This window comes from Streptomyces sp. NPDC007157 (assembly GCF_040634235.1).
Lineage (GTDB): Bacteria > Actinomycetota > Actinomycetes > Streptomycetales > Streptomycetaceae > Streptomyces.
In genome coordinates this window covers 97,028-121,731 of the sequence record NZ_JBEYFE010000021.1, presented here as the reverse complement: position 1 = coordinate 121,731, position 24,704 = coordinate 97,028, and the positions used below count along the sequence as shown (strand labels likewise).

Here is a 24,704-nt window from a genome sequence, read left to right as displayed (position 1 = left end):
TCGTCGTCGGCGCGGAAGGAACCGCGGCGGGCTCTGTGGTCGGCCGCCCGGGCCAGGGGCGGCTCCCTGTCCGCGCGGCGCCGCACAGGCCGCCGTTCGCTCCCCGCCGGCGCGGGACGGCCCCGCTACTTCTCGGTCACGCCCGCCGAGTCGAACGTGGCCACCTCGTGCATCGCCCTTGCCGTGCTCTGGACCAGCGGGAGGGCCAGCAGCGCGCCCGTGCCCTCGCCCAGACGGAGGTCGAGGTCGACCAGGGGGCGCAGGCCCAGCTTGTTGAGGGCGGCGACATGGCCGGGCTCCGCGCTGCGGTGGCCCGCGATGCACGCGGCCAGGACCTCGGGCGCGATCGCGCGGGCCACCAGGGCCGCGGCGCCCGCGCTGACGCCGTCCAGGATCACCGGGGTACGCAGGGACGCGCCGCCGAGCAACAGGCCCACCATCGCCGCGTGTTCGAAGCCGCCGATCGCCGCGAGGACACCGATGGGGTCGGCCGGGTCCGGCTGGTGGAGGTCCAGGGCGCGGCGGACAACCTCGGTCTTGCGGGCGAGGGTCTCGTCGTTGATGCCGGTGCCGCGGCCGGTGACCTCGGCGGGGTCGGCCCCGGTGTAGACGGAGATGAGCGCGGCGGACGCCGTGGTGTTGGCGATGCCCATCTCCCCGGTGAGCAGGGCCTTGTTGCCGGCCGCCACCAGATCGCGGGCGGTCTCGATGCCCACCTCGATGGCCTGCTTGGCCTCCTCGCGGGTCATGGCCGGGCCGGTCGTCATGTCGGACGTGCCCGCGCGGACCTTGCGGGGCAGCAGGCCGGGCGTCGCCGGGAGTTCGGAGGCGACACCGACGTCCACCACGCACACCTCGGCCCCCACCTGGGACGCGAACGCGTTGCAGACCGCTCCCCCGCCGAGGAAGTTGGCCACCATCTGGGCGGTGACCTCCTGCGGCCAGGGAGTGACGCCCTGCGCGTGCACCCCGTGGTCGCCGGCGAAGATCGCGACGGCCGCGGGCTCCGGGATCGGCGGCGGGCACTGCCGGGACAGGCCGGACAACTGGGCGGAGATGATCTCCAGCATGCCGAGCGCGCCGGCCGGCTTGGTCATCCGCTTCTGCCGCTCCCAGGCCTCGCCGAGCGCCTTGGCGTCCAGCGGGCGGATCCCGGCGACGGTCTCGGCGAGCAGGTCGTGCGGGTCCTCCCCGGGCAGGGCACGGCGGCCGTACGTCTCCTCGTGCACCACCCAGGACAGCGGGCGCCGCTTGGACCAGCCGGCCTGCATCAGCTCGGGCTCGTCCGGGAACTCGTCGACGTAACCCACGCACAGGTAGGCGATGACCTCGAGATGCTCGGGCAGCCCCAGCGCGCGGACCATCTCGCGCTCGTCGAAGAAGCTGACCCAGCCGACGCCGAGGCCTTCGGCGCGGGCGGCGAGCCAGAGGTTCTCGACGGCGAGGGCCGCGGAGTACGGCGCCATCTGCGGCTGGGTGTGCCGGCCGAGGGTGTGGCGGCCGCCACGGGTCGGGTCGGCGGTGACGACGATGTTGACCGGGGTGTCGAGGATGGCCTCGATCTTCAGTTCCTTGAACTGCTTCGCGCGGCCCTTGGGAAGGGACTTGGCGTAGGCGTCGCGCTGGCGCATGGCCAGTTCGTGCATGCTGCGCCGAGTGTCGGCGGACCGGATGACGACGAAGTCCCAGGGCTGGGAGTGGCCGACGGAGGGCGCGGTGTGGGCGGCCTCCAGGACGCGCAGCAGCACCTCGTGCGGGATGGGGTCGCTGCGGAAGCCGTTGCGGATGTCACGGCGTTCACGCATGACCTTGAGAACGGCCTCGCGCTCGGCGTCGTCGTAGGCGGGCGCGGCCGGGCCGGTGGACTGACGTGCTTCTGCCACGGGGGCCGTGCTCTCTTCCTGCTCGGCGGCCCTGGTCTCCAGGTCCTCCGCGTGCTGTACGACATCGGGGTGGTGCGCCGCCACGGGACCGGGCTCGGCCTCGCGGGGCGCGGGGACGGTGGCGGCCTGCTCCGGCGCGTTCTCGCCCTGGTCCTGGGCGGGGAGGATCAGCGGGTGCGGCGGGGTCGGGGCGAGGTGCGGGGTGGTCGGCACCTGGCCGTCGACGGCGACGAACTCGCCGAGGGGCTGGCCCGGCGCGGGCTCCGTCGGAACGGCCGGGGCCGGGGACTCCTCCGGCTGAGCCGCGGGAGTGGGCGGGGTGCCCTGCATCTGGGGGCCGGCGAGGGGCTGGACCGGCAGCGGCTCAAGAACCTCGGGGACCTCGGGGGCGGTCTCCAACGGCGGTACGACGGCCGCCGCGGGGAACTCGGCCGGGACCTGCGGCGCAACGGCGTCCGGGGCGACGGGCGGCGCGAGGTGCTCGGCCTCCGGGGCGGCGGGGGCGGGCGGCTCAAGGGCCTCGACGACGGCCGCGGGAGCCACGGGGGCTGCCGGGGCCACGGGGGCTGCCGGGGCCGGCGCCTCGGTGACGGCCTCCTCGGGCCGCACCGGCTCGGGCAGCGCGGGCGGCGCGGTGGCCACCGGCTGACCGGCCTCGGCCAGGACCGCTTCCGGGGCGTGGACGGACTCGGGGGCGACCGCCTCCGACACCGGGACGGACTCCGGCACGACGGGCTCCACGACCTGCTCGGGCATGACAGGTTCCACGACTTGCTCGGGCACGACAGGTTCCACGAACGGCGGCTCCGGCCCGACCGGTGGCACGGGGTAAACCGGCTCGGGGTGCACCGCCTCCGGGTGCACCGCCTCGGGCGTCACGGCCTGGGCGGCCGGCTCCGGAACCGCCGCCGCCATGAGCGGACCCGCGGCCTCCGCAACGGGCACGGCCTCGGGCTCGGCCACCGCGTCAGGAGCCGGCCCGGCACCGGGCGCGGGCACCGTGTCCTGCCCCTCCAGAACCTGCGAAACCTGCGAAACCTCCGGAGCCTCCGGAATCTGCACGGCCTCCGGAATCTGCACCGCCTGCGGAGTCCGCACGGCCTGCGCAGCCTCCGCGACCACCGGCGCGGCCTCCGGCATCGCACTGGCCACCGGCCCCTGAGAACCGTCCGCAGCCTCGGCGACCTGCGGAGCCACCGGCTCGGCCACGGGTACCTGAACGCCGCCGTCGACCGACTGGGCCACGCCCTCCGGGCCGTACGCGGTCTCGGGCCACACCCCGAGATCCGCCGGTGCCTGCTGGTCGGCCGCGATGCCCGCGACGTCCGTCAGCGCGGACCCGGGCGCGAAAGTCGTGGGAGCCGCGACGGCGGAAGCCACGGAAGCAACCGTCTCCGGTGCCGGAACAACCGTTTCCGCAGCCGGGGCCTGTGCGGCCACCTGTGCCACCGGCGCTGCCTGCGGGACCGCCTGCGACGCACCCCAGGGCGCGGCGGACTGCGGCGCGGCCTCGCGCGGCGGCTGGGCGTCGAGGTACTCGGGTCCGGCCGTCGGCAGGCCGGGCTGCCGGGACGCCGGCGTGTCGGCCGGGCCCCGGTCGGCGAGGGAGCGGACCGGGCTCGCGGAGGTGTCGGGGATCGGCGGACCGAGGTGCAGCGGTCGGCGCGGGGCCGGGGTGACCGTCGGGTCGTGGGGCACGGAGAGGATCGGGGACGCCGGTACCGAGCTGGGCAGCCGGACGGCGGTGAGGTCGACCGAGCCGCTGTCCCGGCCGTCCGTCTCGTGCGGGCCGGGCTCGTGGACGGTCTCGACGACCGGTTCCGGGGCCGGCGGCGGCACTTCGTTGCCCCAGGCCCCCTGGGCGCCCGGGAGCAGCAGGTCTTCGTCCTCGGCGGGCGACTCGGAGAGGTAGGTGTACGCGCCGTGCGCGGGAACGCCCGGCTGTTCCACCATGCCTGCGCTCTCCGGCAGTCCCTCGCCCGGGACCTGGCCGGTGTCCGTCATGCGTACCCCTCGCCCATCGGTTAGTGCCTTCTACGACCAGCTCACTCGGGGCGGCGCACCGACCGCCCCACAGTGAGAACGAGCGTGCGTGCCCAGCGGCACGAACGACCCGCCGGAAAAGGCGACAAAGCCATTCAGTGGCATTGTCCCGGCCGTTCGACCGTCGCGACAGCGTGATCCGCGACAGCCCGCTGTGGACTGCGCCACGTTGCGCGTCCCCCGGTTCTGCCGTACCACACCCGTCCCAAAAGGAGCGCGTTTTCCGGATATTGGCGAACGAATTTCCGGGCCACCGGTGCGGTGCAGCGATCGGCCAGCCTACCGCGCGCAGTATGACAACAGGATCACGGGGCACGCTCGGGCAGGACGCCGCTGAGCAGGAAAGCGACGTTCCGCTCGGTCTCCGTCCAGGCCCTGGTGTCGAGTTCGACGGACTGCAGCAGGGCGCATTCGACCTGATATCCGTGCTCGGTCAGGTCGCGTCCGATGACTTCGGCCGCGTCGCGGGTGGCGGCGTGGGTGACGATGCGCTGCGGGCGCCGGTCGGCGACCGCGTTGACCACGGCCGCTCCCCCGCCGCCGACCCGGACGACGTCGGGTTCGGGCAGGTTCTCCAGCACGTGGGGCGCGCCGCCGTGCACGATCTGGAGCTGGACCCCGAACTTGCGGGCGGCCGCCTCGCTGCGGACGCAGGCCGCGAGGTCCCGGTCGACGGCGATGACGGCGGCCCCGGCGCGTGCGGCCTCGGTGGCGAACGCGCCGCTGCCGCAGCCGATGTCCCAGACGAGGTCCCCCACCCGGGGGCCCAGCCGGGCGAGTTGGGCGGACCTCAGCAGATCCGTTTCGCCTTCGCCGAGCGCGGCTCCCTCGCCGTACTCCGCGTCGGGCTGCACCCAGCCGCGCGGGCCGGCCGACGGGTCCCGGCCGGCGATCCAGCCGCCGCCCTCGCCCGCCGGCACCGGTGCGGAAGGCCCGCCGATGACGATGACGACGTTGGGGTCACGCCAGATGTGGTCGGCGGCCTTGTCGGAGGTGACGACGCTGACCTGCTCGCGGTCGGTGCCGAGTTCCTCACAGATGACGAAGGTGCGGTGGACGCCCTCCATCAGCAGGCCGAGTTCGGCGGGTCCGGCGCCGGGTGAGGTGAGGACGGCGACCTTGGCGTGGGCGCGGCACACATTCACCGCGCGGCGCAGGGTGCGCCGGTGTGCGACGACCACCTGTGCGTCGTCCCAGGGCATGCCGGCGCGGGCGAAGGCGGCGGCCACCGCGGAGACGGCGGGGACGACCTCGACCTCCAGGCCGAACTCGGGCGCGCGCAGGGTCCGTACGACACCGAAGAAGCCGGGGTCGCCGTCGGCGAGCACCACCGCGGTGCCGCGGTGGCCGGCGATGCGGCGGGCGGCGAGGGCGACGCTGCCGAGGCGGATGCGTTCGGCGGTCGGTGGCACCTCGGGGAGGGCCAGATGGTGGGCCGCGCCCGCGACGAGCGTGGCGGCGCCGAGCGCGCCGCGTCCCGCGGCGGTCAGCGGCGAGCCGTCCCAGCCGATCACCGTGACCCGGTCGGCCATCGTCGTCAGTCTCCAGAGTTTTCGCAGGTCGTCAGGGTCCGGGCCCGTGGGCGGGCCCCGTGAGAGTACCTGGTGGAGCTGTCCGGCGCGCGACGGGGCGAGTCCCGTCGGCGTCAGTTCCAGGAGGTGAAGCCGCCGCTCTCGGCGAATTCCTCGCCGGCGCCTTCCAGGTCCTCAGGGAGCAGGCTCCACACGATGAAGTCGGTGCGCACGTCCGTCCAGGTGCCGTCCTCGGTGCGCACGTGGACTATGCAGGCGTTGCGCAGCACCCCCTCGCTGATGCCGCCGATCTTCTGGGCCACCTGCTGGGAGGCGGTGTTGTCGGCGGCGGTGCGGATCTCGATGCGTTCGAGCTTCTGGTCGCCCAGGAGCCAGTGGGCGGTGGCGAGCGCGGCCTCGGAGGCGTAGCCCTCGCCGCGGGCCCAGGGGGCGATGATGTACGACAACTCGGTCGACCGGATGTGCCAGTTGGTCTTGGTCAGCTGGATGACGCCGACCAGGCGCTGGGTGAGGAACTCGGTGACCGCGAGGTCGAGGCCCCGGCCGTCGGTGCGTTCGGCGGGGGCGTACTCGGTGATCCAGTGCCGGGCCGCGTCCTCGGTGAACGGCTGGGGCACGTCGGTCCAGGCCGCGACCTGCTCGTCGTTCATCATCTCGGCCAGGGCGGGCACGTCGTCCTCGTCGAGGGGACGCAGCACCAACCGCTCCGTGTTGATGGAGATGTTGGGGAAGGTGCTAGTCATGCGCCACTCCGTAACCTTCGGAAATCCTTCAGGGCTGCGAACTGCCCAGCATGCAGCATGAAACCACCGAACGGCACGACGGGGCCCACCCGCGGTGAGCGAGTGGACCCCGTGCGTGGCGATACGCCGTATACGTGCCGTCGGAAAGACGTGTACCAGCCGTCGGAAACCCGACCGGAAAGACGATCGGAAGGGCGATCGGCAGGACGATCAGAAGGACGGGATGACCGAGCCCTGGTACTTGTCCTCGATGAACTTCTTGACCTCGGGCGACGTGAGGAGCTTGGCGAGCTTCTTCACCCGCGGGTCCTTCTCGTTGCCCTTCTTCACCGCGAGGAAGTTGCCGTAGGGACTGTTCTTCGCGGACTCCAGGACGAGGGCGTCCTTGGCGGGCTTGATACCGGCGGAGATGGCGTAGTTGCCGTTGATCACCGCGGCGTCCACGTCGTCCAGGGAGCGTGCGGTCTGGGCCGCCTCGACCTCCTTGAACTGGAGGTTCTTCGGGTTCTTGGCGATGTCCTGCGGGGTCGCCTCGGTGCCGGCGCCGTCCTTGAGGGTGATGAGCCCGTTGGCGGCCAGCAGCTTGAGGGCACGCGCCTCGTTCACCGCGTCGTTCGGGACGGCGACGGTCGCACCGCTCTTCAGCGCGTCGGCGCTCTTGACCTTGTGGGAGTAGAGGCCGAGCGGCTCCAGGTGCACCGTGACGACGGGCACGATGTGGGTGCCGCGCTTCTTGTTGAAGTCGTCGAGGTACGGCTGGTTCTGGAAGTAGTTGGCGTCCACCGAGCCGTCCTCGGTCGCCGTGTTCGGCACGATGTAGTCCTGGAACTCCTTGACCTCCAGGTCGAGTCCGGCCTTCTTCGCCAGGTTGTCCTTGACGTAGTTCAGGATCTCGGCGTGCGGGGTCGGGCTCGCGGCGACGACCAGCGGGCCGCTGTAGTCGGCGGAGGCGGAGTCCTTGTCCGAGCCGCAGGCGGTGAGCCCGAAGGTGAGGGCTCCGGCGGCGAGGACGGCGGTGGTGATTTTGGCGGTGTTACGCACGAAAAGTGCCTTTCCTTAAGGGTGGAGCGACCCCGCGATGGGTGGTGCGGGGAAATCTGAAGGGGTGCCGAAGAGGCTCAGACGGTCTTGCCGGTGGCCGTGGCGGCCTTCAGCAGCCGCAGCTTCGGCACCGGCCCGGACGCACCGCCGCGGCGGTGCAGGGAGCGGGCCGCGTAGTCGCCGGCGAACTGGATGAGGGAGATGACGACGGCGAGGATCGCCACGGTGATCCACATCAGCTGGGTCTCGAAGCGCTGGTAGCCGTAGCGGATCGCGATGTCGCCGAGGCCGCCGGCACCGACCGTGCCGGCCATGGCCGAGTAGCCGATGAGCGCGACGATCGTGGTCGTGGTGGAGGAGATCAGCGAGGGCAGCGACTCGGGCACCAGGACCTTGCGTACGACGGTCCAGGTGTTGCCCCCCATCGACTGCACGGCCTCGACGAGCCCGCCGTCCACTTCGCGGACAGCCGTCTCGACCAGCCGCGCGAAGAACGGGATCGCGCCGATGGCGAGCGGCACGATGGCCGCCTCACGGCCGATGGTCGTCCCGGTGATCGAGCGCGTGAAGTTCATCAGCGCGACCATCAGGATGATGAACGGCATCGAGCGGGCGATGTTCACGATCTGGCCGATGACCTTGTTGGCCAGCACGTTCTGGAGCAGTCCGCCGCGGTCGGTGAGGACGAGCAGGACGCCGAGCGGGAGTCCGCCGACGACGGCGATCAACGTGGACCAGCCGACCATGTAGAGCGTGTCCCAACACGCCTGGGACAGCAGCGGCTGCATCTCGGACCAGCTCACTTGGCACCTTCCTTCACCAGCGCGGACTCCTGGCCCACCACGTCGATCTGCAGGCCCTGTTCGCGCAGGAAGCCGATGGGCACCACGTTGTCCTCGTAGCGGCCGGGCAGTTCGATGCGCATCCGGCCGATCTGGAGGCCGCCGACGGTGTCGATGGCCGCGCCGAGGATCGATATGTCGATGTTGTAGGTACGGGAGAGCTGGGAGATGACCGGCTGGGTGGCGGCCTCGCCGTGGAAGGTGACGTCGAGGACGGTGCGGTCGTCGCCGGAGGCCTCGCCGCCGACCGGGAACAGCGCGGCGGCCAGCTCGGACCCGGGGGTGCCGAGCAGCTCGCTGACGGTCCCGGACTCGACGACGCGTCCCTTCTCCATGAGGGCGGCCGAGTCGCAGATCGACTTCACCACGTCCATCTCGTGCGTGATGAGCAGCACGGTCAGGCCCAGCTGCCGGTTCAGGTCGCGCAGCAGCTGGAGGATGGAGCGGGTGGTCTCCGGGTCGAGGGCGCTGGTGGCCTCGTCGGAGAGCAGCACCTTGGGGTCGCCGGCGAGTGCGCGGGCGATGCCGACGCGCTGCTTCTGGCCGCCGGAGAGCTGGGCCGGGTAGGCCTTCGCCTTGTCGGCGAGTCCGACCAGGTCGAGCAGCTCCAGCGCCTTGCGGGAACGTTCCTTCCCCGACGTGCCGAGGATTTCGAGCGGCAGCTCGACGTTGTCCTGGACGGTCCGGGTGGAGAGCAGGTTGAAGTGCTGGAAGACCATGCCGATACGGCTGCGCGCCTGCCGGAGCTCCCGGCCGGCCCGGGGGCCGCGCCCGGCGAGGGCGGTGAGGTCCTGGCCGTCGACCGTCACGGTGCCGGCGGTGGGACGCTCCAGGAGGTTGACGCAGCGGATGAGCGAGGACTTGCCGGCGCCGGACTGGCCGATCACGCCGTACACCTCGCCCTCGCGGACGTGCAGATCGACGCCGTCGAGGGCGGTGACCTCGCGGCCGCGGGAGCGGTAGACCTTGGTCAGGCCCGTTGTGGTGATCACTGGGATTCCATCACTGTTGAGTACGCGGGCGTGGGTGTGCCCTGGTACGGGAGGGAAAATGTGCGCGGGGCAGCGGGGTCACATACGGCTCACGGCGTACGGACAGGCCACGGCGGCGGCTCGCTTCGGGGCGCGAGGCTCTGGGGTGGTGCGGGGGCCCTCTAGAAGGCGCACATTCGACACATACAACGAGCACCGGGCGTCATGGTCGCCTCGGTCGCAGGGGTGCGGTCGCTCGTCGTGGTCATGCGATCAGTAAACCAGACCTACGGTCCTGACAGCCCGCCGCTGTCCGCATGCTGGACAGCGGCGGACGTCCGTCAGCGGCGCGTCGAGATCTCGACGCGGTGGTCGGTGACCAGCGCCGACAGGGCCGAGAGGTCCTCTACCACGAGGTCCGCGTCCAGCTCCCGCGCCGGGTGGGTTGTGGCCAACGCCACGGTGGTCATCCCGGCGGCGCGGCCCGCCTGGAGCCCGGCCGGGGCGTCCTCGAAGACCACGCAGCGGGCCGGGTCGACGCCCAGCCGGCGGGCGGCGAGGAGGTAGGGCTCGGGGTCGGGCTTGCCGCGGGTGACGTCGTCGGCGGCTATCAGCGTCTTGGGCCGTATCCCGACCGCGTCCAGGCGGGCCTCGGCGAGCCGGCGGGTGGCCGAGGTGACGACGGCCCAGCGGTCGGCGGGGAGGGAGTCGAGGAAGGCGGCGGTGCCGGGGAGCAGCCGGACGCCGTCGCCCGGGACGTCCTCCACCTCCAGCTGCTCGACCCGGGCGACGGCCTCCGGGACGAGGTGGGCGGGGAGCAGGTCGGCGACGATGTCCGCGGCGGTCCGGCCGTGCAGTTCGACTCGGGCGAACTCCTCGGTGACGCCGTACTCCGCCGCCCAGCGGATCCAGCAGCGCTCCACGGACTCCAGGGAGGAGACCAGGGTGCCGTCATTGTCGAAAAGCAGGGCTTGTGCGCGGATCGTCATGGTCCAGACCCTACGGCGTACGGCAGGGGCGACGGCGTGGGGCCGTTTCCGCCGTAATAAGGTCACCGCATGCTCAATGCCCTGTTGCTGGTGACCGGCGTCGCCGCACTGCTGCTCGCCGCGTGGTGCGGCTGGGCCGCCTACCGGGACCAGCCGACGAAGGACTGGCACTTCATCGGGATGGCCGTGGTGTCGGTGCTGGCGGTGATCCAGCTGGTGGCCGGGATCGTGCTGCTGACCCGCGGCGACAAGCCGGCACAGGGTACGACGATCTTCGTGGCGTATCTGCTGGGCGCGTTCGCGTGCGTCCCGGCGGCGGGGTTCATGTCGCTGGCCGAGCGGACCCGGTGGGGCTCCGTGACGGTCGCCGCGGGCGGTGTGGTGCTGGCCGTGCTGGAGGTGCGGCTCTATGACATCTGGGGAGGGTGAGATGACGACCGTGGAGCAGAGGCCGAAGCGGCTCACCAGTGGGCCGGGCACGCTTCTTGTGTGGTTCTACGGCGTGATGGTCGTCGGGGCCGTGTCGCGATCTGCTTACCAGATCGCGACCGAGTTCGACCGGGCGCCGCTCGCGTACTCGCTGTCGGCGGTCGCGGGGGTGGTGTACGCGTTCATCACGTACACGCTGGTGCGGGGCGGCGAGACGGCCCGCAGGGTGGCGCAGGTGTGCTGCGCCGCCGAGCTTGCGGGGGTGTTGATCGTGGGTACGTGGACCCTCGTCGACTCTTCTGCGTTCCCGGATGCGACCGTGTGGTCGGACTACGGGATGGGGTACGTGTTCATTCCTGTGCTGTTGCCGCTTTCCGCGTTGTACTGGTTGCGGAAGGGCGCCCAGGGGGCGAAGAGCTGAGGAGCGTGTGCGGCTGACGGTCCCGTCGTGGCTGGTCGCGCAGTTCCCCGCGCCCCTTTCGGGGCGCTCCGGTGCGGGGCGTTGAGAAGTCAGGCCGTTGTCGCGTATGTGCTGGCCGGCTTCTCCAGGACGATCATCGGCACGCCGTCCGCGCCCTTGGACGTGCCTACCGTTTCGTAGCCGACCCGGCGGTACAGGCGGAGGTTGCCCTCGCTGCGGTGGCCCGTGAAGAGGCGGAACTTCTTGGCTCCGCGTTCCTCGGCCAGGGCCCCTTCCGCCACGCGCAGCAGCCGCGCGCCGATGCCGTGGCCCTGCAGGCGGGGGTGGACACAGAGCTTGCCGATGGCGGCGGCGCCGTCCTCGGTGACCGAGCCGCGGACCGAGCCGACGACCTCCTCGCCGAGCCGGGCGACGAAGACGCAGTCGGACGCGACCTCCTGGCGGACCGAGTCGAGGCTCTGGACGAGCGGGTCGATGCGGTAGTTGCCGTACAGCGCCGCCTCGCTCTGGAAGCACAGGTACTGGAGCCTGAAGATCTGCTCTACATCCTGCTCGGTCGCCACCGAGATGGTCACGCTCATGCCCATGTGCGCACGCCTCCCGCTCACCTGATCGCTTGTCGTCCTCACTCCTATCCCCGCGCTTCGCGGGACGCAACCTCCGGCGTCAACAATCGGCGCAGACATCCCAGACATCTGGAACGTTCCGGTCCCAGACTGCCCTGTGAGATACCCAACTCCCCTGCGATCTCCCGGTATGTCAGGTCTTTCGGGGAGAGCAGGGCCTGGAGGAGTCGGGGGCAGCGGCCGGGGAGGCGGGCGACCGCCTCGCGCACGGCACGGCGGTGGGCGGTGGTGAGGACGCGCTGTTCGGGCGTGGGGGTGGCGTGGTCGGCGGGATCGGTGCCGTAGGGGCGTTCATGGCGTGTCGTACGGCGGGTGCGGCGGGACTCGGCACGGACGGCTCTGCGCAGCCAGTCCTCGGGGGCCCGGGGCGGGCCGTGCGCCGCCAGCCGCTCCAGGAGGCGGAGCCAGACCGTCTGTTCCAGGTCTCCGGGGTCGCTGCCGCAGGCATACGCCTCGGCCGAGGCCTCGGCGGTGAGCAGCGGGCCCAGGGAGGCAACCAGGTCGTCCGTCATGTGCGGGACGACGCGGCCGCCCCGGGACAGGTTGCCGGGGCGGCCGGGAGTCACCCCCAACGGGGTGCGGGGGCTCAGCCGTTGACGAAGGCGTCGCGGGCCAGGATCGCGGTGTCGGCGTTGTCCGAGAAGACGCCGTCGATACCGGTCTCGAAGTACGTCTGGAAGACCGGGAAGACGTCGCCGTACGCGGTGACGTCGCTGCCCTTGCGGTAGGCCGGCGGCAGGAAGGGGTTCTCGTTGCGCATGGTGTAGGGGTGCAGGACCAGGCCCACCTTGTGCGCGTCCGCGACCAGCGTGCTCGGCGTGGTGAAGTCGCCATTGGCGTCCTTCGGGATGACCAGGTCGAGGGTCGGGCCGATGCCCTGCGCGTAGCCGGCGATCTCCCGCAGGCCCTTCGGCGTGATCAGGTCGGCGACGGTGCGCGGGTCGCCGGTCGCGACGAAGTCGTAGGGCTGGGTGTTCGCCGCGGACAGCAGGACGACCAGCGGGTTGTCGAGCAGCGTGTTCAGGCGCTGGATGCTGGTCGGCTCGAAGGACTGCAGGATGACCGGCGAGTTCCGCTTGTCCTTGCCGTACTTGCGCAGCAGCTTGGCGACCCGCTCCTCAAGCCCGAGGCCCAGCTTGCGGAAGTAGGTGGGGTGCTTGGTCTCGGGGTAGATCCAGACCTGCTTGCCGCGCTTGCGGGTCTGCTCGTCCTGCCACTTGAGGACTTCCTCGAAGGTGGGGATCTCCCAGTGACCGTTGTAGAGCGTGTTGTGCGGGCGGTTGGCCGGGATGCGCTCGATCGCGCGCAGCGTCTTCAGCTCGGCGAGCGTGAAGTCCTCGGTGAACCAGCCGGTGGTGGGGATGCCGTCCAGGACCTTGGTGGTCTTGCGGTCGGCGAACTCCTTGTGGTCGGCGACGTCCGTGGTGCCGCCGATCTCCGGCTCGTGGCGGCAGACCAGGTGGCCGTCCCTGGTGGGGACGAGGTCACCGGCCTCGACTATGTCGGCGCCGAGGTCGAGGGCCAGGTTGTAGGAGCCGAAGGTGTGCTCCGGGCGGTAGCCGCTGGCGCCGCGGTGGCCGATGATCGTCGGCTTGGGCAGGCTCTTCAGGCCGCCGTGGCCGTGGCCGGACCGCTTCGCCTCGGCCGCTCTGGCGGCGCCGGGCAGTCCGAGGACCGCTCCGCCGGCGCCGAGCACCGCGGCGCCGAGCAGTGCCCGCCGTCCGGTCATGCCGTTCACCTGTGTCCGCTCGTTCGAGTCGTCCGTGTTCATGAGCGCTCTCCTGACCTTCGCCCTTCGATGCCGGCTGATCGTAGGGCTGCGGACGTGACCGACGGGAGACCGCCGGCCCAACGGCCGGATGACTCCGTATGGCTGATGGGCGGCGCGTCATGACGGTCCGTCGGCGACTTCCGTCACATCGCCGAGGCCGCGCCGCAAGCTGTCTCCCGGGCGGCACCGCAGGTAAACCCGCGTCAACAGTGCGTAAGACCTCGGTGAACCGGCCGTCCTCGATGTGCGCTCCCCAGGGAGCCGCGAGTAATGTCCTCACCTGCACAGACTCATACCGCCCCTCGACATCGGAGGACCCGTTGTCCCGCTTCGCGCTCATCAAGGCAGTGCTCGGACCGATCATGCGCCTGATGTTCCGCCCCCAGGTGGAGGGCGTGGAGCACATCCCGGGGGACGGTCCGGTCATCCTCGCCGGGAACCACCTCACGTTCATCGACTCGATGATCCTGCCGCTCGTGAGCAAGCGGCAGGTGTTCTTCATCGGCAAGGACGAGTACGTCACCGGGAAGGGTTTCAAGGGCCGGCTGATGGCCTGGTTCTTCACCGGCGTCGGCATGATCCCGGTGGACCGCGACGGCGCGAGCGGCGGTGTCGCCGCGCTGATGACCGGTAAGCGGATCCTGGACGAGGGCCGGATCTTCGGGATCTACCCGGAGGGCACCCGCTCCCCCGACGGCCGGCTGTACCGGGGCCGTACCGGCATCGCGCGGCTGACGCTGATGACCGGCGCGCCGGTGGTGCCCTTCGCGATGATCGGCACCGACAAGCTGCAGCCGGGCGGCGCGGGCATCCCGCGGCCGGGCAAGGTCACCGTCCGGTTCGGCGAGGCCATGGAGTTCTCCCGGTACGAGGGGATGGACCGGGACCGCTATGTGCTGCGGGCCGTGACCGACTCGGTGATGGCCGAGGTCATGCGGCTGTCCGGGCAGGAGTACGTGGACATGTACGCCACCAAGGCGAAGGCCGCCTGACACTCTTTCGGCGCAAGGGCACGGACCGGGGTCCGTGCCCTTCTGTCTGCCATCCGCCTGACATCCGTCCACGTCCGCCTCGCGGTGGAATCTGGCCCGACACTTCGGTCATTCCTTCGCATTTCCCGGCCATATGAGCACACAGCATGTCTTATTCAGACATGCAGAAACCTTCTCGGCGTACCCTGCTCAGTGCTCCGTTCGCTGCCGCCGGCGCGGGGCTCCTGGCTGCTTGTTCCGACTCCGACTCCCCCTCGCGCTCCGGCCCGCAGCACACGGTCCGGACCGCCGCGTTCGTCCCGCAGGGACCCAAGGGGTTCGTCAACCCGTCGGATCCAGAGGTGCTCGCGACCGAGCGGAAGCGCGGCTCCGGCCCCGTCCGCATGGTCACGTTCACGGCCGCCGAGAGCATGCTGGACCTGGGCGGGCGGTCGGTGCACAGCTGGGCGTACAACGAGTCGGTCCCGGGCCCGCTGGTGCGTGTCACCGCCGGTGACGTCCTGAGCCTGACCGTCAGCAACCGGCTGACCGAGAAGACCACGCTGCACGCCCACGGGGTGCGGCTGCGCTGCGACATGGACGGCGTTCCGGACCTGACCCAGCCGTCCATCGCGCCGGGGACGGACTTCGTCTACCGCTTCGTCGCCGCCCACCCGGGCACCTATCTGTTCCACTCGCACGTCGGCATGCAGCCCGACCGTGCCCTGTACGCGCCGTTCATCGTCGACGACCCGAAGGAGCCCCTCGCCTACGACAAGGAATGGGTCGTCGTCCTGGACGACTGGGTGGACGACATCGACGGCTCCAACCCCGAGCAGGTGCTCGACCAGCTCAAGCCCGGCGGCTCCATGGCGATGCACATGGGGATGGGCATGGGCCCCGGCCAGAGCAGCCCGAGCCCGCGCCGGTCGGCGGCCGCGCCCTCCGCGCCGTCCAAGTCCAAGAAGCGGATGGGCCCGGACCGGGTGCTGCGCGACTCCCACAGCAGCATGCTGCACGGCGAGGGCGGCAACGTCGCCTACCCTCACTACCTGGTCAACGGGCGGCTGCGCACCGACCCCTCCGTCTTCCGCTGCCGCCCCGGCGACCGCATCCGGATCCGGATCATCAACGCGGGCTCCGAGACGGCCTTCCGGGTCGCGCTCGGCGACCACCCCATGACCGTCACCCACACCGACGGCTACCCCGTCCAGCACACGAAGACCGACGCCCTGCTCATCGGCATGGCCGAGCGGTACGACGTCCTCGTCACCGCCAAGGACGGCGTCTTCCCGCTCGTCGCACTCGCCGAGGGCAAGAAGGGCAAGGGCCTCGCGGTCCTCCGTACCGACCAGGGAAGAAACCTTCCGGCGCCGGATGTCCGCCCGACCGAGCTGGACCGTGAGATCGTGCAGGCCCGCCGGCTGCTGCCGGCCGAGTCCGTCCGCATGGACGACCGGAAACCCGACCGCGACCTGCGGATCAGGATCACGGGCACGATGGAGAGGTACGACTGGGGGTTCGACCACAAGACGTACGACGTGCGGCAGCGGCATGCGGTGCGGGCCGGTGAGCGGGTGCGGCTGACGCTCATCAACGCGACCGACATGTGGCATCCGATGCATCTGCACGGGCACACGTTCGCGGTCACCGGGCTGAACTCGGAGGGAGCCCGGAAGGACACGACGATCGTCCTGCCGCACCGCAAGCTGGTGCTCGACTTCGACGCCGACAACCCCGGGCTGTGGATGCTGCACTGCCACAACCAGTACCACTCGGAGAGCGGCATGATGACGGTGCTCGGTTACCAGAAGTGATGCGTCACGCCGACGGGGCGCCTTCCAGTTCCTGCCCCTTCAGCAGGAACCAGGCCGCCACCGCCGTGGCCAGCAGGACCGCGGCGCCCGCGCCCGAGGCCAGGTGCAGGCCGTGGACGAAGGAGTCCCGGGCCGCCGCCAGCATCTCGGTCGCCGTCTGCGGGGGCATGGCCGTCGACGCCTGCACCGCCGCGCCCAGGGATTCGTGGGCGGCGGCCGGGGTGCCCGCCGGGCCCGGGAAACCGCGGTAGACGCCCATCACGATCGAGCCGAGCAGGGCGATGCCCAGCGCCGCGCCCAGTTCGTACGCCGTCTCGGAGACCGCCGAGGCGGCGCCGGCCTGGTCCTTGGGGACGCTGGAGAGGATCACGTCCGCCGTCACCGTGAAGGAGAATCCGGCACCGACGCCGACCACCAGGAGGGCCGCGCCGAGGATCGGGTAGCCGGTGGACTGCGAGAGCGTGGTCAGGGTCGCGAGGGCCACACCGACGGCGGCCAGGCCACCGGAGACCACCGCCCGCACCGAGTGACGGCGGGCCGCCCGGCCGGCCACCAGGCCCGCCGCCACCGCGCCGACGGCCGCCGGGAGTTCGGCCAGGCCCGCCTCGAACGGGTGCCTGCCCTGGACAAGTTGCAGGTACTGGGAGAGGAAGAACACCAGGCCCGACATGCCGAGCACGGTCAGCAGGTCGGCGAGGACCGCGCCGCTGAAGCCGCGCCCGCGGAACAGCCGCATGTCCAGCAGGGGCTTGGGCAGGGTGAGCTGGCGGCGGACGAAGCCGAAGAGGGCCGCGGTGCCGAGGAGGGCGGTGGCCGCGGTGACTCCGTTGAGGCCGTGGGTCGCGGCCTCCTTCACCGCGTACACGACCGCGATCATGCCGACCAGCGACAGGACGACACTGATCAGGTCCCAGGGGCCGGGGTCGGGGTTGCGGGACTCGGGGAGCGTCCTGATGCCGACGAGGACCAGGACCACCATCACCGGCAGGTTGATCAGGAAGACCGAGCCCCACCAGAAGTGTTCGAGCAGGAAGCCGCCCACGATCGGGCCCACGGCCGTACCGGCGGAGGCGGTGGCGCCCCAGATGCCGACGGCGAGGCTGCGCTCGCGCGGGTCGTGGAAGAGGTTGCGGATCAGGGCGAGGGTGGCGGGCATCAGGGTCGCGCCTGCCACGCCCAGCAGGGCGCGGGCCGCGATCATCGTCCCGGGGGTCGTCGCGTACGCGTTCAGGACGGATATCGCACCGAACGCCGTGGCGCCGCCGAGCAGGATCCGCTTGCGGCCGATGCGGTCGCCGAGGCTGCCCATGGTGACCAGCAGTCCCGCGATGACGAACGAGTAGACGTCACCGATCCACAGCAGCTGGGTGCCGGAGGGCTCGAGGTCTTCGCTGATGAAGGGGGTCGCGAGACCGAGGACGGTCGCGTCCACGGCCACGAGCAGCACGGCGAGCACCAGGACGCAGAGCGCGAGCCAGCGGCCCGGGCGCTTCTCCTCGGTGTCCTTGGCGATCGCCGGCCGCACCGTGCTGGTCATGATTCCTCTCTTCGTCGTGCACCGCCGAGCAGCAGCTCGACGATCATGTGGGTGAAGTCCTTGGGGGCGACCCTGCCCTCCGTCACCGCCCAGGCGGCGGAGGCCAGCAGGCCGTACAGCGCCTCGGTGAGCCAGGCGGGGGTGAGGTCGATACGGAACTCGCCGCTCTGCTGGCCGCGCCGGAAGAGGGCCGCGATGCGGTCGTCGATCCGGGTCCAGCCCTGGTTCTGCTGCTCGCCCTCGAACAGCTGGTTCTCGGTGTAGAGGAAGGCCAGGAGCCCGGCGGCCGGTTCGATCTCGCGGACCAGGCGGCGCACGGCGTCGGCCGCCGGGCCCTCGTCCAGGCGGGCCGTGTCCAGAGCCGCCTCGCACTCCTCGATACCGAGCGCCTCCAGCGCGCGCACGAGCGCGTCCCGGCCCGCGAAGTGCCGGTGCAGGGTGGCCCGGCTGATCCCGGCGGCTTTGGCGACCTCGTCCATGGTCGCGGTGGATCTGCGGGTCAGCAACGCGGCTGCGCTGCGCAGCACCTGCTCACGGTCGAGGGCCATGAGACAAGAGTAACCCATGTGAGACAGATCTGTCTCATGCTGGGCATGCGTGAGTCACGAGAAGGCTGGTCAGGGGTGGTTCCGCGTCAGTGCCAGGGCAGGCTGCCGCGGCGCTCCCAGTAGACGTGCGGGTCCTCGGCCAGGGCGGCGAGCCGGGTCAGCTGGTCCTCGTCGAGGTCGACGGCGGCCGCGTGCAGGTTGGAGGCGAGCTGGGTGAGCGTCGCCGCGCCGGACAGGACGACTCCGGCCCAGGGCTGTCGCAGTACGACGGCGAGGGCCACGGCGTCACAGCCGAGACCGGTCTCCTCGGCCACGGCCCGCAGCGCGTCGGGGGCGTGCGAGGCGGCCAGCCTGCCATTGGCCATGCCCTCCTTCACGATCACCGTCAGTCCGGCGTCGTGCGCCTCCGCGAGGGCCGGTCCGGCCGAGGTCTCCAAGGCGTTGTACGTCGACTGGACGGTACGGAAGAGGGGCTCGCCGTCGACCGTGACGGCGAGGGCGGCACGGATGGCGTCGGCCTGGGCGGGGCCGCTGGTGGAGAAACCGACGGTGAGGCCGGTGGCCGCCGCTTCCGCGAGGCGGGCGTGCAGTTCCTTGTCGGTGAGGGCCGGGCTGTCCGGGGTCACCGAGTGGATCTGGTAGAGGTCGAGATGGTCGCCGAGGAGTTCGGCGGTCTCGGCGCGCTGGCGGTCGTAGGTCTGGACGCTGTGGTCCTTGACCTCGTGCGTCTCGGCGTCCGCGGACCAGTCGGCGGTGTAGGTGTAGCCCCATTTGCTGCCGACGACCACGTCGGCGGCGGCGTCGGGGCGGGCGGTCAGCCAGTCGGCGAGGAACTCCTCGGAACGGCCGTAGGAGCGGGCCACGTCGAAGTAGCGGACGCCCTGGGCGTAGGCGGCGTCGAGGAGTTCGTGCGTGCGGCGGCGGAGGGCGCCGACACTGCGGTCCTCGCCGAGGTCCTCTTCGCGGCCGAGGTTGATGTAGCCGGGGCGGCCGACCGCGGCGAGGCCGAGGCCGATGTGGGCGGTCGGGGTGGTCGCGGTCGCCAGGCGGGCGAAGGGCATCGCGGGCTCCGTTTCGGTCGGCTCCGGTTCGGCTCCGGTTCGGCTCCTGACCAACGTAACCCGCGATGACCTTGGCTTCAGCGCTCGGGTGGTGCGGTGTGTTCGCGGGTGCGGACGCACTGTGGCCGGTCGCGCAGTTCCCCGCGCCCCTTTCAGGCCCGCTGTCGGGCCGTTGCCCAGGCGTGCTGGTCCGCTACATCCGCCTTCACCTCCGCCAGCTGGATCGCGACCGCGCTCGGGGCCGTGCCGCCCCGGCCGTTGCGGGAGGCGAGGGCGCCGGGGACGTTGAGGACCGAGCGGACCTCGGGGGTCAGGTGGGCGGAGATCTTCGCGAACTGGTCGTCGGTCAGTTCGTCCAGTTCCTTGTTCTCGGCCTCGGCCGCCTTGACGCACTCGCCGGCCACCTCGTGGGCCACGCGGAACGGGACGCCCTGCTTGACCAGCCACTCCGCGATGTCGGTGGCCAGCGAGAAGCCGGCCGGGGCCAGTTCCTCCATGCGCTCGCGGTTGACGGTGAGGGTGGCCATCATGCCGGTGAAGGCGGGGAGCAGGACCTCCAGCTGGTCGCAGGAGTCGAAGACCGGCTCCTTGTCCTCCTGGAGGTCGCGGTTGTAGGCCAGGGGCAGGGCCTTGAGGGTGGCCATGAGGCCGGTCAGGTTGCCGATCAGGCGGCCGGACTTGCCGCGGGCCAGCTCCGCGATGTCCGGGTTCTTCTTCTGGGGCATGATCGAGGAGCCCGTGGAGAACGCGTCGTGCAGGGTCACGAAGGAGAACTCCTTCGTGTTCCAGATGATGATCTCCTCGGCGATCCGGGAGAGGTTCACCCCGATCATCGCCGTGATGAAGGCGAACTCCGCCACGAAGTCGCGGGAGGCCGTGCCGTCGATGGAGTTGGCGGAGCTGCCGTGCTCGAAGCCGAGGTCCTTCGCCACCGCCTCCGGGTCCAGGCCGAGCGAGGAGCCCGCGAGGGCGCCGGAGCCGTACGGGGAGACGGCCGTGCGCTCGTCCCACTGGTGCAGCCGCTCGGCGTCCCGGGACAGGGACTGGACGTGGGCCAGGACATGGTGCGCGAAGAGCACCGGCTGGGCGTGCTGGAGGTGGGTGCGGCCGGGCATGGCCACGTCCGGGTGGGCCTCCGCGAGGCCGATCAGGGCGTCCTGGAGGTCGGCGATCAGGCCGCCGATCACCCGGGCGTGGTCCCGGAGGTACATCCGGAAGAGGGTCGCGACCTGGTCGTTGCGGGAACGGCCGGCCCGCAGCTTGCCTCCGAGGTCGGGGCCGAGGCGCTCCAGCAGGCCGCGCTCCAGAGCCGTGTGGACGTCCTCGTCGGCGATGGTGCCCACGAAGGTGCCGGCGGCGACATCGGCCTCCAGCAGGTCGAGGCCGGCGATCATGCGCTGGAGTTCGTCCTCGGTGAGCAGGCCCGCCTTGTGCAGCACGCGCGCGTGGGCACGCGAACCGGCGATGTCGTAGGGCGCGAGCCGCCAGTCGAAGTGGACGGACGCGGACAGCTTCGCCAGGGCCTCGGCGGGACCGTCGGCGAAACGGCCGCCCCAGAGCCGAACGTCACCGCTGTTGCTGCTCACTTGCGTTGCTCCTAGAGAGATACGGATGTGGCGCCGCCTCCCCGGCCATGAACGGGGAGGCGGTTGTCACGCTACTGCTCGGGCGAGGTCGCGTCGGGCTACGCCCGCAGTTGACGCTGCGCGGCGATCTTCGACGACAGGCTGTAGATGTCGATGAAGCCCTTGGCCGCGGCCTGGTCGAAGGTGTCGCCGGTGTCGTAGGTGGCGAGGTTGAAGTCGTAGAGGGAGGACGCGGAGCGGCGGCCGGTGACGACCGCCCGGCCGCCGTGCAGGGTCATCCGGATGTCGCCGGTGACGTACTGGTTCGCCTCGTCGACGAAGCCGTCCAGGGCGCGCTTGAGCGGGGAGAACCACAGGCCGTCGTAGACGAGTTCGCCCCAGCGCTGCTCCACCTGCCGCTTGTAGCGGGCGAGTTCGCGCTCGATGGTGACGTTCTCCAGTTCCTGGTGGGCCGTGATGAGCGCGATGGCGCCCGGGGCCTCGTACACCTCGCGGGACTTGATGCCCACGAGCCGGTCCTCGACCATGTCGATGCGGCCGACGCCCTGGGCGCCCGCGCGCTGGTTCAGCTCCTGGATGGCCTGGAGCACGGTGACGGGCTTGCCGTCGATCGCCACCGGGGCACCCGCCTGGAAGGTGATGACCACCTCGTCGGGCTCGCGCGGGGTGGCCGGGTTCTGCGTGTACTCGTAGATGTCCTCGATCGGGCCGTTCCAGATGTCTTCCAGGAAGCCGGTCTCGACGGCGCGGCCGAAGACGTTCTGGTCGATGGAGTACGGGGACTTCTTGGTGGTCGCGATCGGGAGGCGCTTCGCCTCGCAGAAGGCGATCGCCTTGTCGCGGGTCATCGCGTAGTCGCGGACCGGGGCGACGCAGGTCAGGTCGGGGGCGAGGGCGACGATGCCGGCCTCGAAGCGGACCTGGTCGTTGCCCTTGCCGGTGCAGCCGTGGGCGACCGTGGTGGCGCCGTGCTTGCGGGCGGCGGCGACCAGGTGCTTGACGATCGCCGGCCGGGAGAGGGCGGAGACCAGTGGGTAGCGGTCCATGTAGAGGGCGTTGGCCTTGACCGCCGGGAGGCAGTACTCCTCGGCGAACTCGTCCCTGGCGTCGGCGACCTCGGCCTCGACCGCGCCGCACGCGAGCGCGCGCTTGCGGATGACGTCCAGGTCCTCGCCGCCCTGGCCGACGTCCACCGCGACGGCGATGACCTCGGCGTCCGTCTCCTCGGCGATCCAGCCGATGGCGACGGAGGTGTCCAGCCCGCCGGAGTAGGCGAGTACGACGCGCTCGGTCATGGGTCCCTCCTCACGTCCATCCACTTGCTATGCATGAGTATGCAGAGCTCTGCATGATTCGTCAATCCAACCCGCTCCGGTCACGGAGACCCGGGGGGGGGCGCGCCGGAGATTTATGAAAGGGACTTGAACAAACGAAACCGCTTTCTCGTACCTATGCCTGAACGCCGGCGCCACATTTGTAAACCCACCTCTGACCCAAGTGAGGCATCCGCATGTCCAGGGCTCTTCGGAAGTACAACAAGCGTCGCGTGGCACTCATCGGCGGTGCCGCCGCCGTGGCGCTGTCCGGTGCGGTCATCGCCGGTTCGGCCCTCGCCGGTACGCCCGACCAGAGCAGTGGCACGGGCAACGCGCGCACCCTCGCCGCCTCGGCCTCCACCATCACCTGCCCGGACGTCGCCTCGCGGCTGCCCGCGATCCCCGCCTCCGCGAAGGCCGAGGTCGACCGCAACCTCACGCTCCTCCAGACGCAGATCCAGGAGGCCGACAAGCGGCTGGTCGACACGGTGGGCCAGGGCGGGCCGAACTTCGTGAACAACGCGATCCTCGGCCCCCTCAAGGACAAGCGGGTGGCGACCGTCAACCGGATCGCGACGGCGATCGGCCGTACGGCCGCCAAGCCGACCGGCCTGGACGCGCTGGCGCCGTGCACCCTGAACGCGAGCGGGACCGGCACGAACACCGGCAGTGGCGCGAGCACGGGCAGCGGCACGGCGACGGGCACGGCCTCGGCCACGCCGAGCACGGCGGCCACCCAGCAGCAGTCGACCGGCGGCACCGGCACGAGCGGCTCCACGGTGGGCACGATCACCTGCCCGGACGTCGCCTCGCGGCTGCCCGCGATCCCCGCCTCCGCGAAGGCGGAGGTCGACCGCAACCTCACCCTGCTCCAGACTCAGATCGACGAGGCCGACAACCGGCTTCGGACCACGGTCGGCCAGGGCGGCCCGAACTTCGTGAACAACGCGATCCTCGGCCCCCTCGCGGACAAGCGGAAGTCGACCATCGACCGGATCGCGATCGCGATCGGCCGTACGTCGGCCAAGCCGACCGGCCTCGACTCCCTGGCCGCCTGCACGCTCACCAAGTGACGTGACAGGCAGCTGTGGCCGCCCCGTGTACAGCGCCGGCCGGGGCGGCCACAGTGGTGTCCGAAGGGCTGAGGCCCGCCCGGGGCGTCCGAGGGGCTTGAGGCCCGCCTGGGGCGTCCGAGGGGCCGAGGCCCGCCCGGGGCGTCCGGATGCCGGAATTGCTCAGCCGCCCGAAGTGAATGCGCCGACAATTGCCCGGTATGGGAAAGACCTATGAGCGCATCGACGGCAGGCTCCGCACGTTCATCGAGGAACAGCCCCTGTTCTTCACCGCCACCGCCCCGCTCGCGGGCGACGGCACCGTCAACCTCTCCCCCAAGGGCCTCAAAGGCTCCTTCGCGGTGCTCGACGAACACACCGTGGCCTACCTGGACTTCGCCGGCTCCAACGCCGAGACCATCGCCCATCTGCGGGAGAACGGCCGCATCACCCTGATGTGGTGCGCGTTCCAGGGCCCGCCGAACATCGTGCGGGTGCACGGCCGCGGCGAGCCGGTCTTCCGCGACGACCCGCGCTACGGCGAACTGCTGACCCGTTTCCCCGGCATCGACCCCACCCCGCACGGCCTGCGCGCGATCATCGTCGTACACGCCGAACTAGTCCGGGACACCTGCGGTTACGCGGTCCCCTACATGGCGTACGACGCCGACCGCGACCTGCACGGGAGGCGCTTCGCGCGCGAGGACGACGCCTCGCTGAGCGCGTACTTCGAGAAGAAGGACCACGTCGCGGTGAGCCTGGATGGCCTACCCGGGCTGCCGTTGCCGCTGCCGCCGTCTACCGTCTGAGCCATGCGTCCAGGCATCCTCGTCACCCTTGTCTCCGCGTCCTTGCTGCTGCTCGGCGCGGCACCGGGGGACGGGGACGCCTCCCCACTGCCCGCGCGCATGGCCGACACGGGCGGCGGCGACCAGCTGATCACCGCGGAGGCGCCCGCGCTGAATTCGACCTCGGGGACTTTGACCTGGTGGGAGCGCCGGGACGGGCAGTGGGTACGGGTGGGGTCGGCCGCGGCCAGGTTCGGAACGAAGGGGCTGGTCGAGGGGGCCGAGCGGCAGCAGAGCACGAACACCACCCCGACGGGGCTGTACGACCTCCCGTTCGGGTTCGGCATCCAGCCGGCGCCGACGGGTACGTCCGTCAAGTACCGGGCGGTGACGGCGACTTCGTGGTGGTGCCAGGACAACGACTCGACCTCCTACAACCGTTGGGTGGAGCCACTGCCGGCCGACTGCCGGGCCGCCGAGTCGGAGCAGCTGTCGTCGTACACGGCGCAGTACGCGTACGCGCTGGTGATCGGGTTCAACTACGAACGGCCCGTGCGGGGGCGCGGCGCCGGGATCTTCCTGCACGTCAACGGGCAGGGCGCCACCGCCGGTTGCGTGTCGGTGCCGGCGGACGCGATGCAGGAGATCCTCCGGTGGGCCGACCCGGCCCGGTCCCCGCACATCGCCATCGGGACCGCGAGCGGGGCCACGGCGATCACCCGGTACTGACGGCGCGC

The 24,704-nt window shown here is 71.2% G+C and carries 22 protein-coding genes; 7 read left to right on the top strand and 15 right to left on the bottom strand.

All coding sequences use genetic code 11. The annotated features are described in order from the left end of the window. Window positions 1–125: 125 nt before the first annotated feature. The 7 genes from cobT to ABZ642_RS32230 all read right to left on the bottom strand — a co-directional run bounded on the left by cobT (window position 126) and on the right by ABZ642_RS32230 (window position 10,044). The gene (gene cobT / locus ABZ642_RS32260; RefSeq protein WP_360490275.1) at window positions 126–3,887 is read right to left on the bottom strand and encodes a nicotinate-nucleotide--dimethylbenzimidazole phosphoribosyltransferase; all 3,762 of its coding nucleotides are present in this window, start codon (window positions 3,885–3,887) and stop codon (window positions 126–128) included. A 344-nt stretch (window positions 3,888–4,231) separates the two neighbouring features. Next, window positions 4,232–5,458 (bottom strand): precorrin-6y C5,15-methyltransferase (decarboxylating) subunit CbiE, encoded by a 1,227-nt coding sequence (gene cbiE, locus ABZ642_RS32255; protein ID WP_360490273.1) that lies wholly within the window; start codon window positions 5,456–5,458, stop codon window positions 4,232–4,234. Between the two features lie 113 nt (window positions 5,459–5,571). Then, the gene (locus tag ABZ642_RS32250) at window positions 5,572–6,201 is read right to left on the bottom strand and encodes a GNAT family N-acetyltransferase (RefSeq protein WP_360490271.1); all 630 of its coding nucleotides are present in this window, start codon (window positions 6,199–6,201) and stop codon (window positions 5,572–5,574) included. Between the two features lie 210 nt (window positions 6,202–6,411). Next, window positions 6,412–7,242, bottom strand: a complete 831-nt coding sequence (locus tag ABZ642_RS32245) for a MetQ/NlpA family ABC transporter substrate-binding protein (RefSeq protein ID WP_360490269.1) — start codon at window positions 7,240–7,242, stop codon at window positions 6,412–6,414. 77 nt (window positions 7,243–7,319) lie between these two features. Beyond that, on the bottom strand, window positions 7,320–8,045 hold the full coding sequence (locus ABZ642_RS32240) for a methionine ABC transporter permease (RefSeq protein ID WP_360490267.1): 726 nt from the start codon (window positions 8,043–8,045) through the stop codon (window positions 7,320–7,322). Beyond that, the gene (locus tag ABZ642_RS32235; protein WP_360490265.1) at window positions 8,042–9,076 is read right to left on the bottom strand and encodes an ATP-binding cassette domain-containing protein; all 1,035 of its coding nucleotides are present in this window, start codon (window positions 9,074–9,076) and stop codon (window positions 8,042–8,044) included. The genes ABZ642_RS32240 and ABZ642_RS32235 overlap by 4 nt, the downstream gene beginning before the upstream one ends. A 320-nt stretch (window positions 9,077–9,396) precedes the next feature. Beyond that, window positions 9,397–10,044, bottom strand: a complete 648-nt coding sequence (locus ABZ642_RS32230) for an HAD family hydrolase (protein WP_360490263.1) — start codon at window positions 10,042–10,044, stop codon at window positions 9,397–9,399. 69 nt (window positions 10,045–10,113) lie between these two features. On the opposite strand from ABZ642_RS32230, the gene ABZ642_RS32225 reads away from it, so the two are divergent. Together ABZ642_RS32225 and ABZ642_RS32220 are read left to right on the top strand one after the other, a co-directional pair. Beyond that, the gene (locus ABZ642_RS32225; RefSeq protein WP_360490261.1) at window positions 10,114–10,473 is read left to right on the top strand and encodes a hypothetical protein; all 360 of its coding nucleotides are present in this window, start codon (window positions 10,114–10,116) and stop codon (window positions 10,471–10,473) included. Window position 10,474: 1 nt separating this feature from the next. Next, entirely contained in the window at window positions 10,475–10,894 is a 420-nt protein-coding gene (locus ABZ642_RS32220; protein WP_360490259.1) for a hypothetical protein, read from the top strand. Window positions 10,895–10,983: 89 nt separating this feature from the next. Here the strand turns inward: ABZ642_RS32220 and ABZ642_RS32215 are convergent, their stop codons facing one another. From ABZ642_RS32215 to ABZ642_RS32205, 3 genes are all read right to left on the bottom strand, one after another. Next, on the bottom strand, window positions 10,984–11,481 hold the full coding sequence (locus ABZ642_RS32215) for a GNAT family N-acetyltransferase (protein WP_360490257.1): 498 nt from the start codon (window positions 11,479–11,481) through the stop codon (window positions 10,984–10,986). 44 nt (window positions 11,482–11,525) lie between these two features. Then, entirely contained in the window at window positions 11,526–12,032 is a 507-nt protein-coding gene (locus ABZ642_RS32210) for a sigma-70 family RNA polymerase sigma factor (protein WP_360490406.1), read from the bottom strand. A 74-nt stretch (window positions 12,033–12,106) separates the two neighbouring features. After that, on the bottom strand, window positions 12,107–13,291 hold the full coding sequence (locus ABZ642_RS32205; RefSeq protein WP_360490255.1) for a glycerophosphodiester phosphodiesterase: 1,185 nt from the start codon (window positions 13,289–13,291) through the stop codon (window positions 12,107–12,109). Window positions 13,292–13,611: 320 nt separating this feature from the next. Here ABZ642_RS32205 and ABZ642_RS32200 point away from each other — a divergent pair, with 320 nt between their 5' ends. Both ABZ642_RS32200 and ABZ642_RS32195 read left to right on the top strand, forming a co-directional pair. Continuing rightward, the gene (locus ABZ642_RS32200) at window positions 13,612–14,283 is read left to right on the top strand and encodes a lysophospholipid acyltransferase family protein (protein ID WP_093505239.1); all 672 of its coding nucleotides are present in this window, start codon (window positions 13,612–13,614) and stop codon (window positions 14,281–14,283) included. A 161-nt stretch (window positions 14,284–14,444) separates the two neighbouring features. Further along, on the top strand, window positions 14,445–16,079 hold the full coding sequence (locus ABZ642_RS32195; protein WP_360490253.1) for a multicopper oxidase family protein: 1,635 nt from the start codon (window positions 14,445–14,447) through the stop codon (window positions 16,077–16,079). Between the two features lie 4 nt (window positions 16,080–16,083). Here the strand turns inward: ABZ642_RS32195 and ABZ642_RS32190 are convergent, their stop codons facing one another. The 5 genes from ABZ642_RS32190 to ABZ642_RS32170 form a co-directional block, all read right to left on the bottom strand. After that, the gene (locus ABZ642_RS32190) at window positions 16,084–17,616 is read right to left on the bottom strand and encodes an MFS transporter (RefSeq protein ID WP_360490251.1); all 1,533 of its coding nucleotides are present in this window, start codon (window positions 17,614–17,616) and stop codon (window positions 16,084–16,086) included. Continuing rightward, window positions 17,613–18,164, bottom strand: a complete 552-nt coding sequence (locus ABZ642_RS32185) for a helix-turn-helix domain-containing protein (RefSeq protein ID WP_360490249.1) — start codon at window positions 18,162–18,164, stop codon at window positions 17,613–17,615. The genes ABZ642_RS32190 and ABZ642_RS32185 overlap by 4 nt, the downstream gene beginning before the upstream one ends. Window positions 18,165–18,250: 86 nt before the next feature. Beyond that, a complete protein-coding gene (locus ABZ642_RS32180) occupies window positions 18,251–19,225 on the bottom strand; it encodes an aldo/keto reductase (protein WP_360490247.1) in 975 nt (324 codons plus the stop codon). A 152-nt stretch (window positions 19,226–19,377) separates the two neighbouring features. Then, window positions 19,378–20,811: an argininosuccinate lyase gene (gene argH / locus ABZ642_RS32175; RefSeq protein WP_360490245.1), complete on the bottom strand. Its 1,434-nt coding sequence runs from the start codon at window positions 20,809–20,811 to the stop codon at window positions 19,378–19,380. Between the two features lie 98 nt (window positions 20,812–20,909). Then, a complete protein-coding gene (locus tag ABZ642_RS32170) occupies window positions 20,910–22,106 on the bottom strand; it encodes an argininosuccinate synthase (RefSeq protein ID WP_360490243.1) in 1,197 nt (398 codons plus the stop codon). Window positions 22,107–22,321: 215 nt separating this feature from the next. Between ABZ642_RS32170 and ABZ642_RS32165 the strand changes: the two genes are divergently transcribed. From ABZ642_RS32165 to ABZ642_RS32155, 3 genes are all read left to right on the top strand, one after another. Continuing rightward, window positions 22,322–23,200: a hypothetical protein gene (locus ABZ642_RS32165; RefSeq protein ID WP_360490241.1), complete on the top strand. Its 879-nt coding sequence runs from the start codon at window positions 22,322–22,324 to the stop codon at window positions 23,198–23,200. Window positions 23,201–23,400: 200 nt separating this feature from the next. After that, a complete protein-coding gene (locus ABZ642_RS32160) occupies window positions 23,401–23,988 on the top strand; it encodes a pyridoxamine 5'-phosphate oxidase family protein (protein ID WP_360490239.1) in 588 nt (195 codons plus the stop codon). Between the two features lie 3 nt (window positions 23,989–23,991). Beyond that, window positions 23,992–24,696 carry a L,D-transpeptidase family protein gene (locus tag ABZ642_RS32155; protein ID WP_360490237.1) on the top strand — a complete coding sequence of 235 codons (705 nt, stop codon included), beginning with the start codon at window positions 23,992–23,994 and terminating at the stop codon, window positions 24,694–24,696. Window positions 24,697–24,704 lie beyond the last annotated feature (8 nt).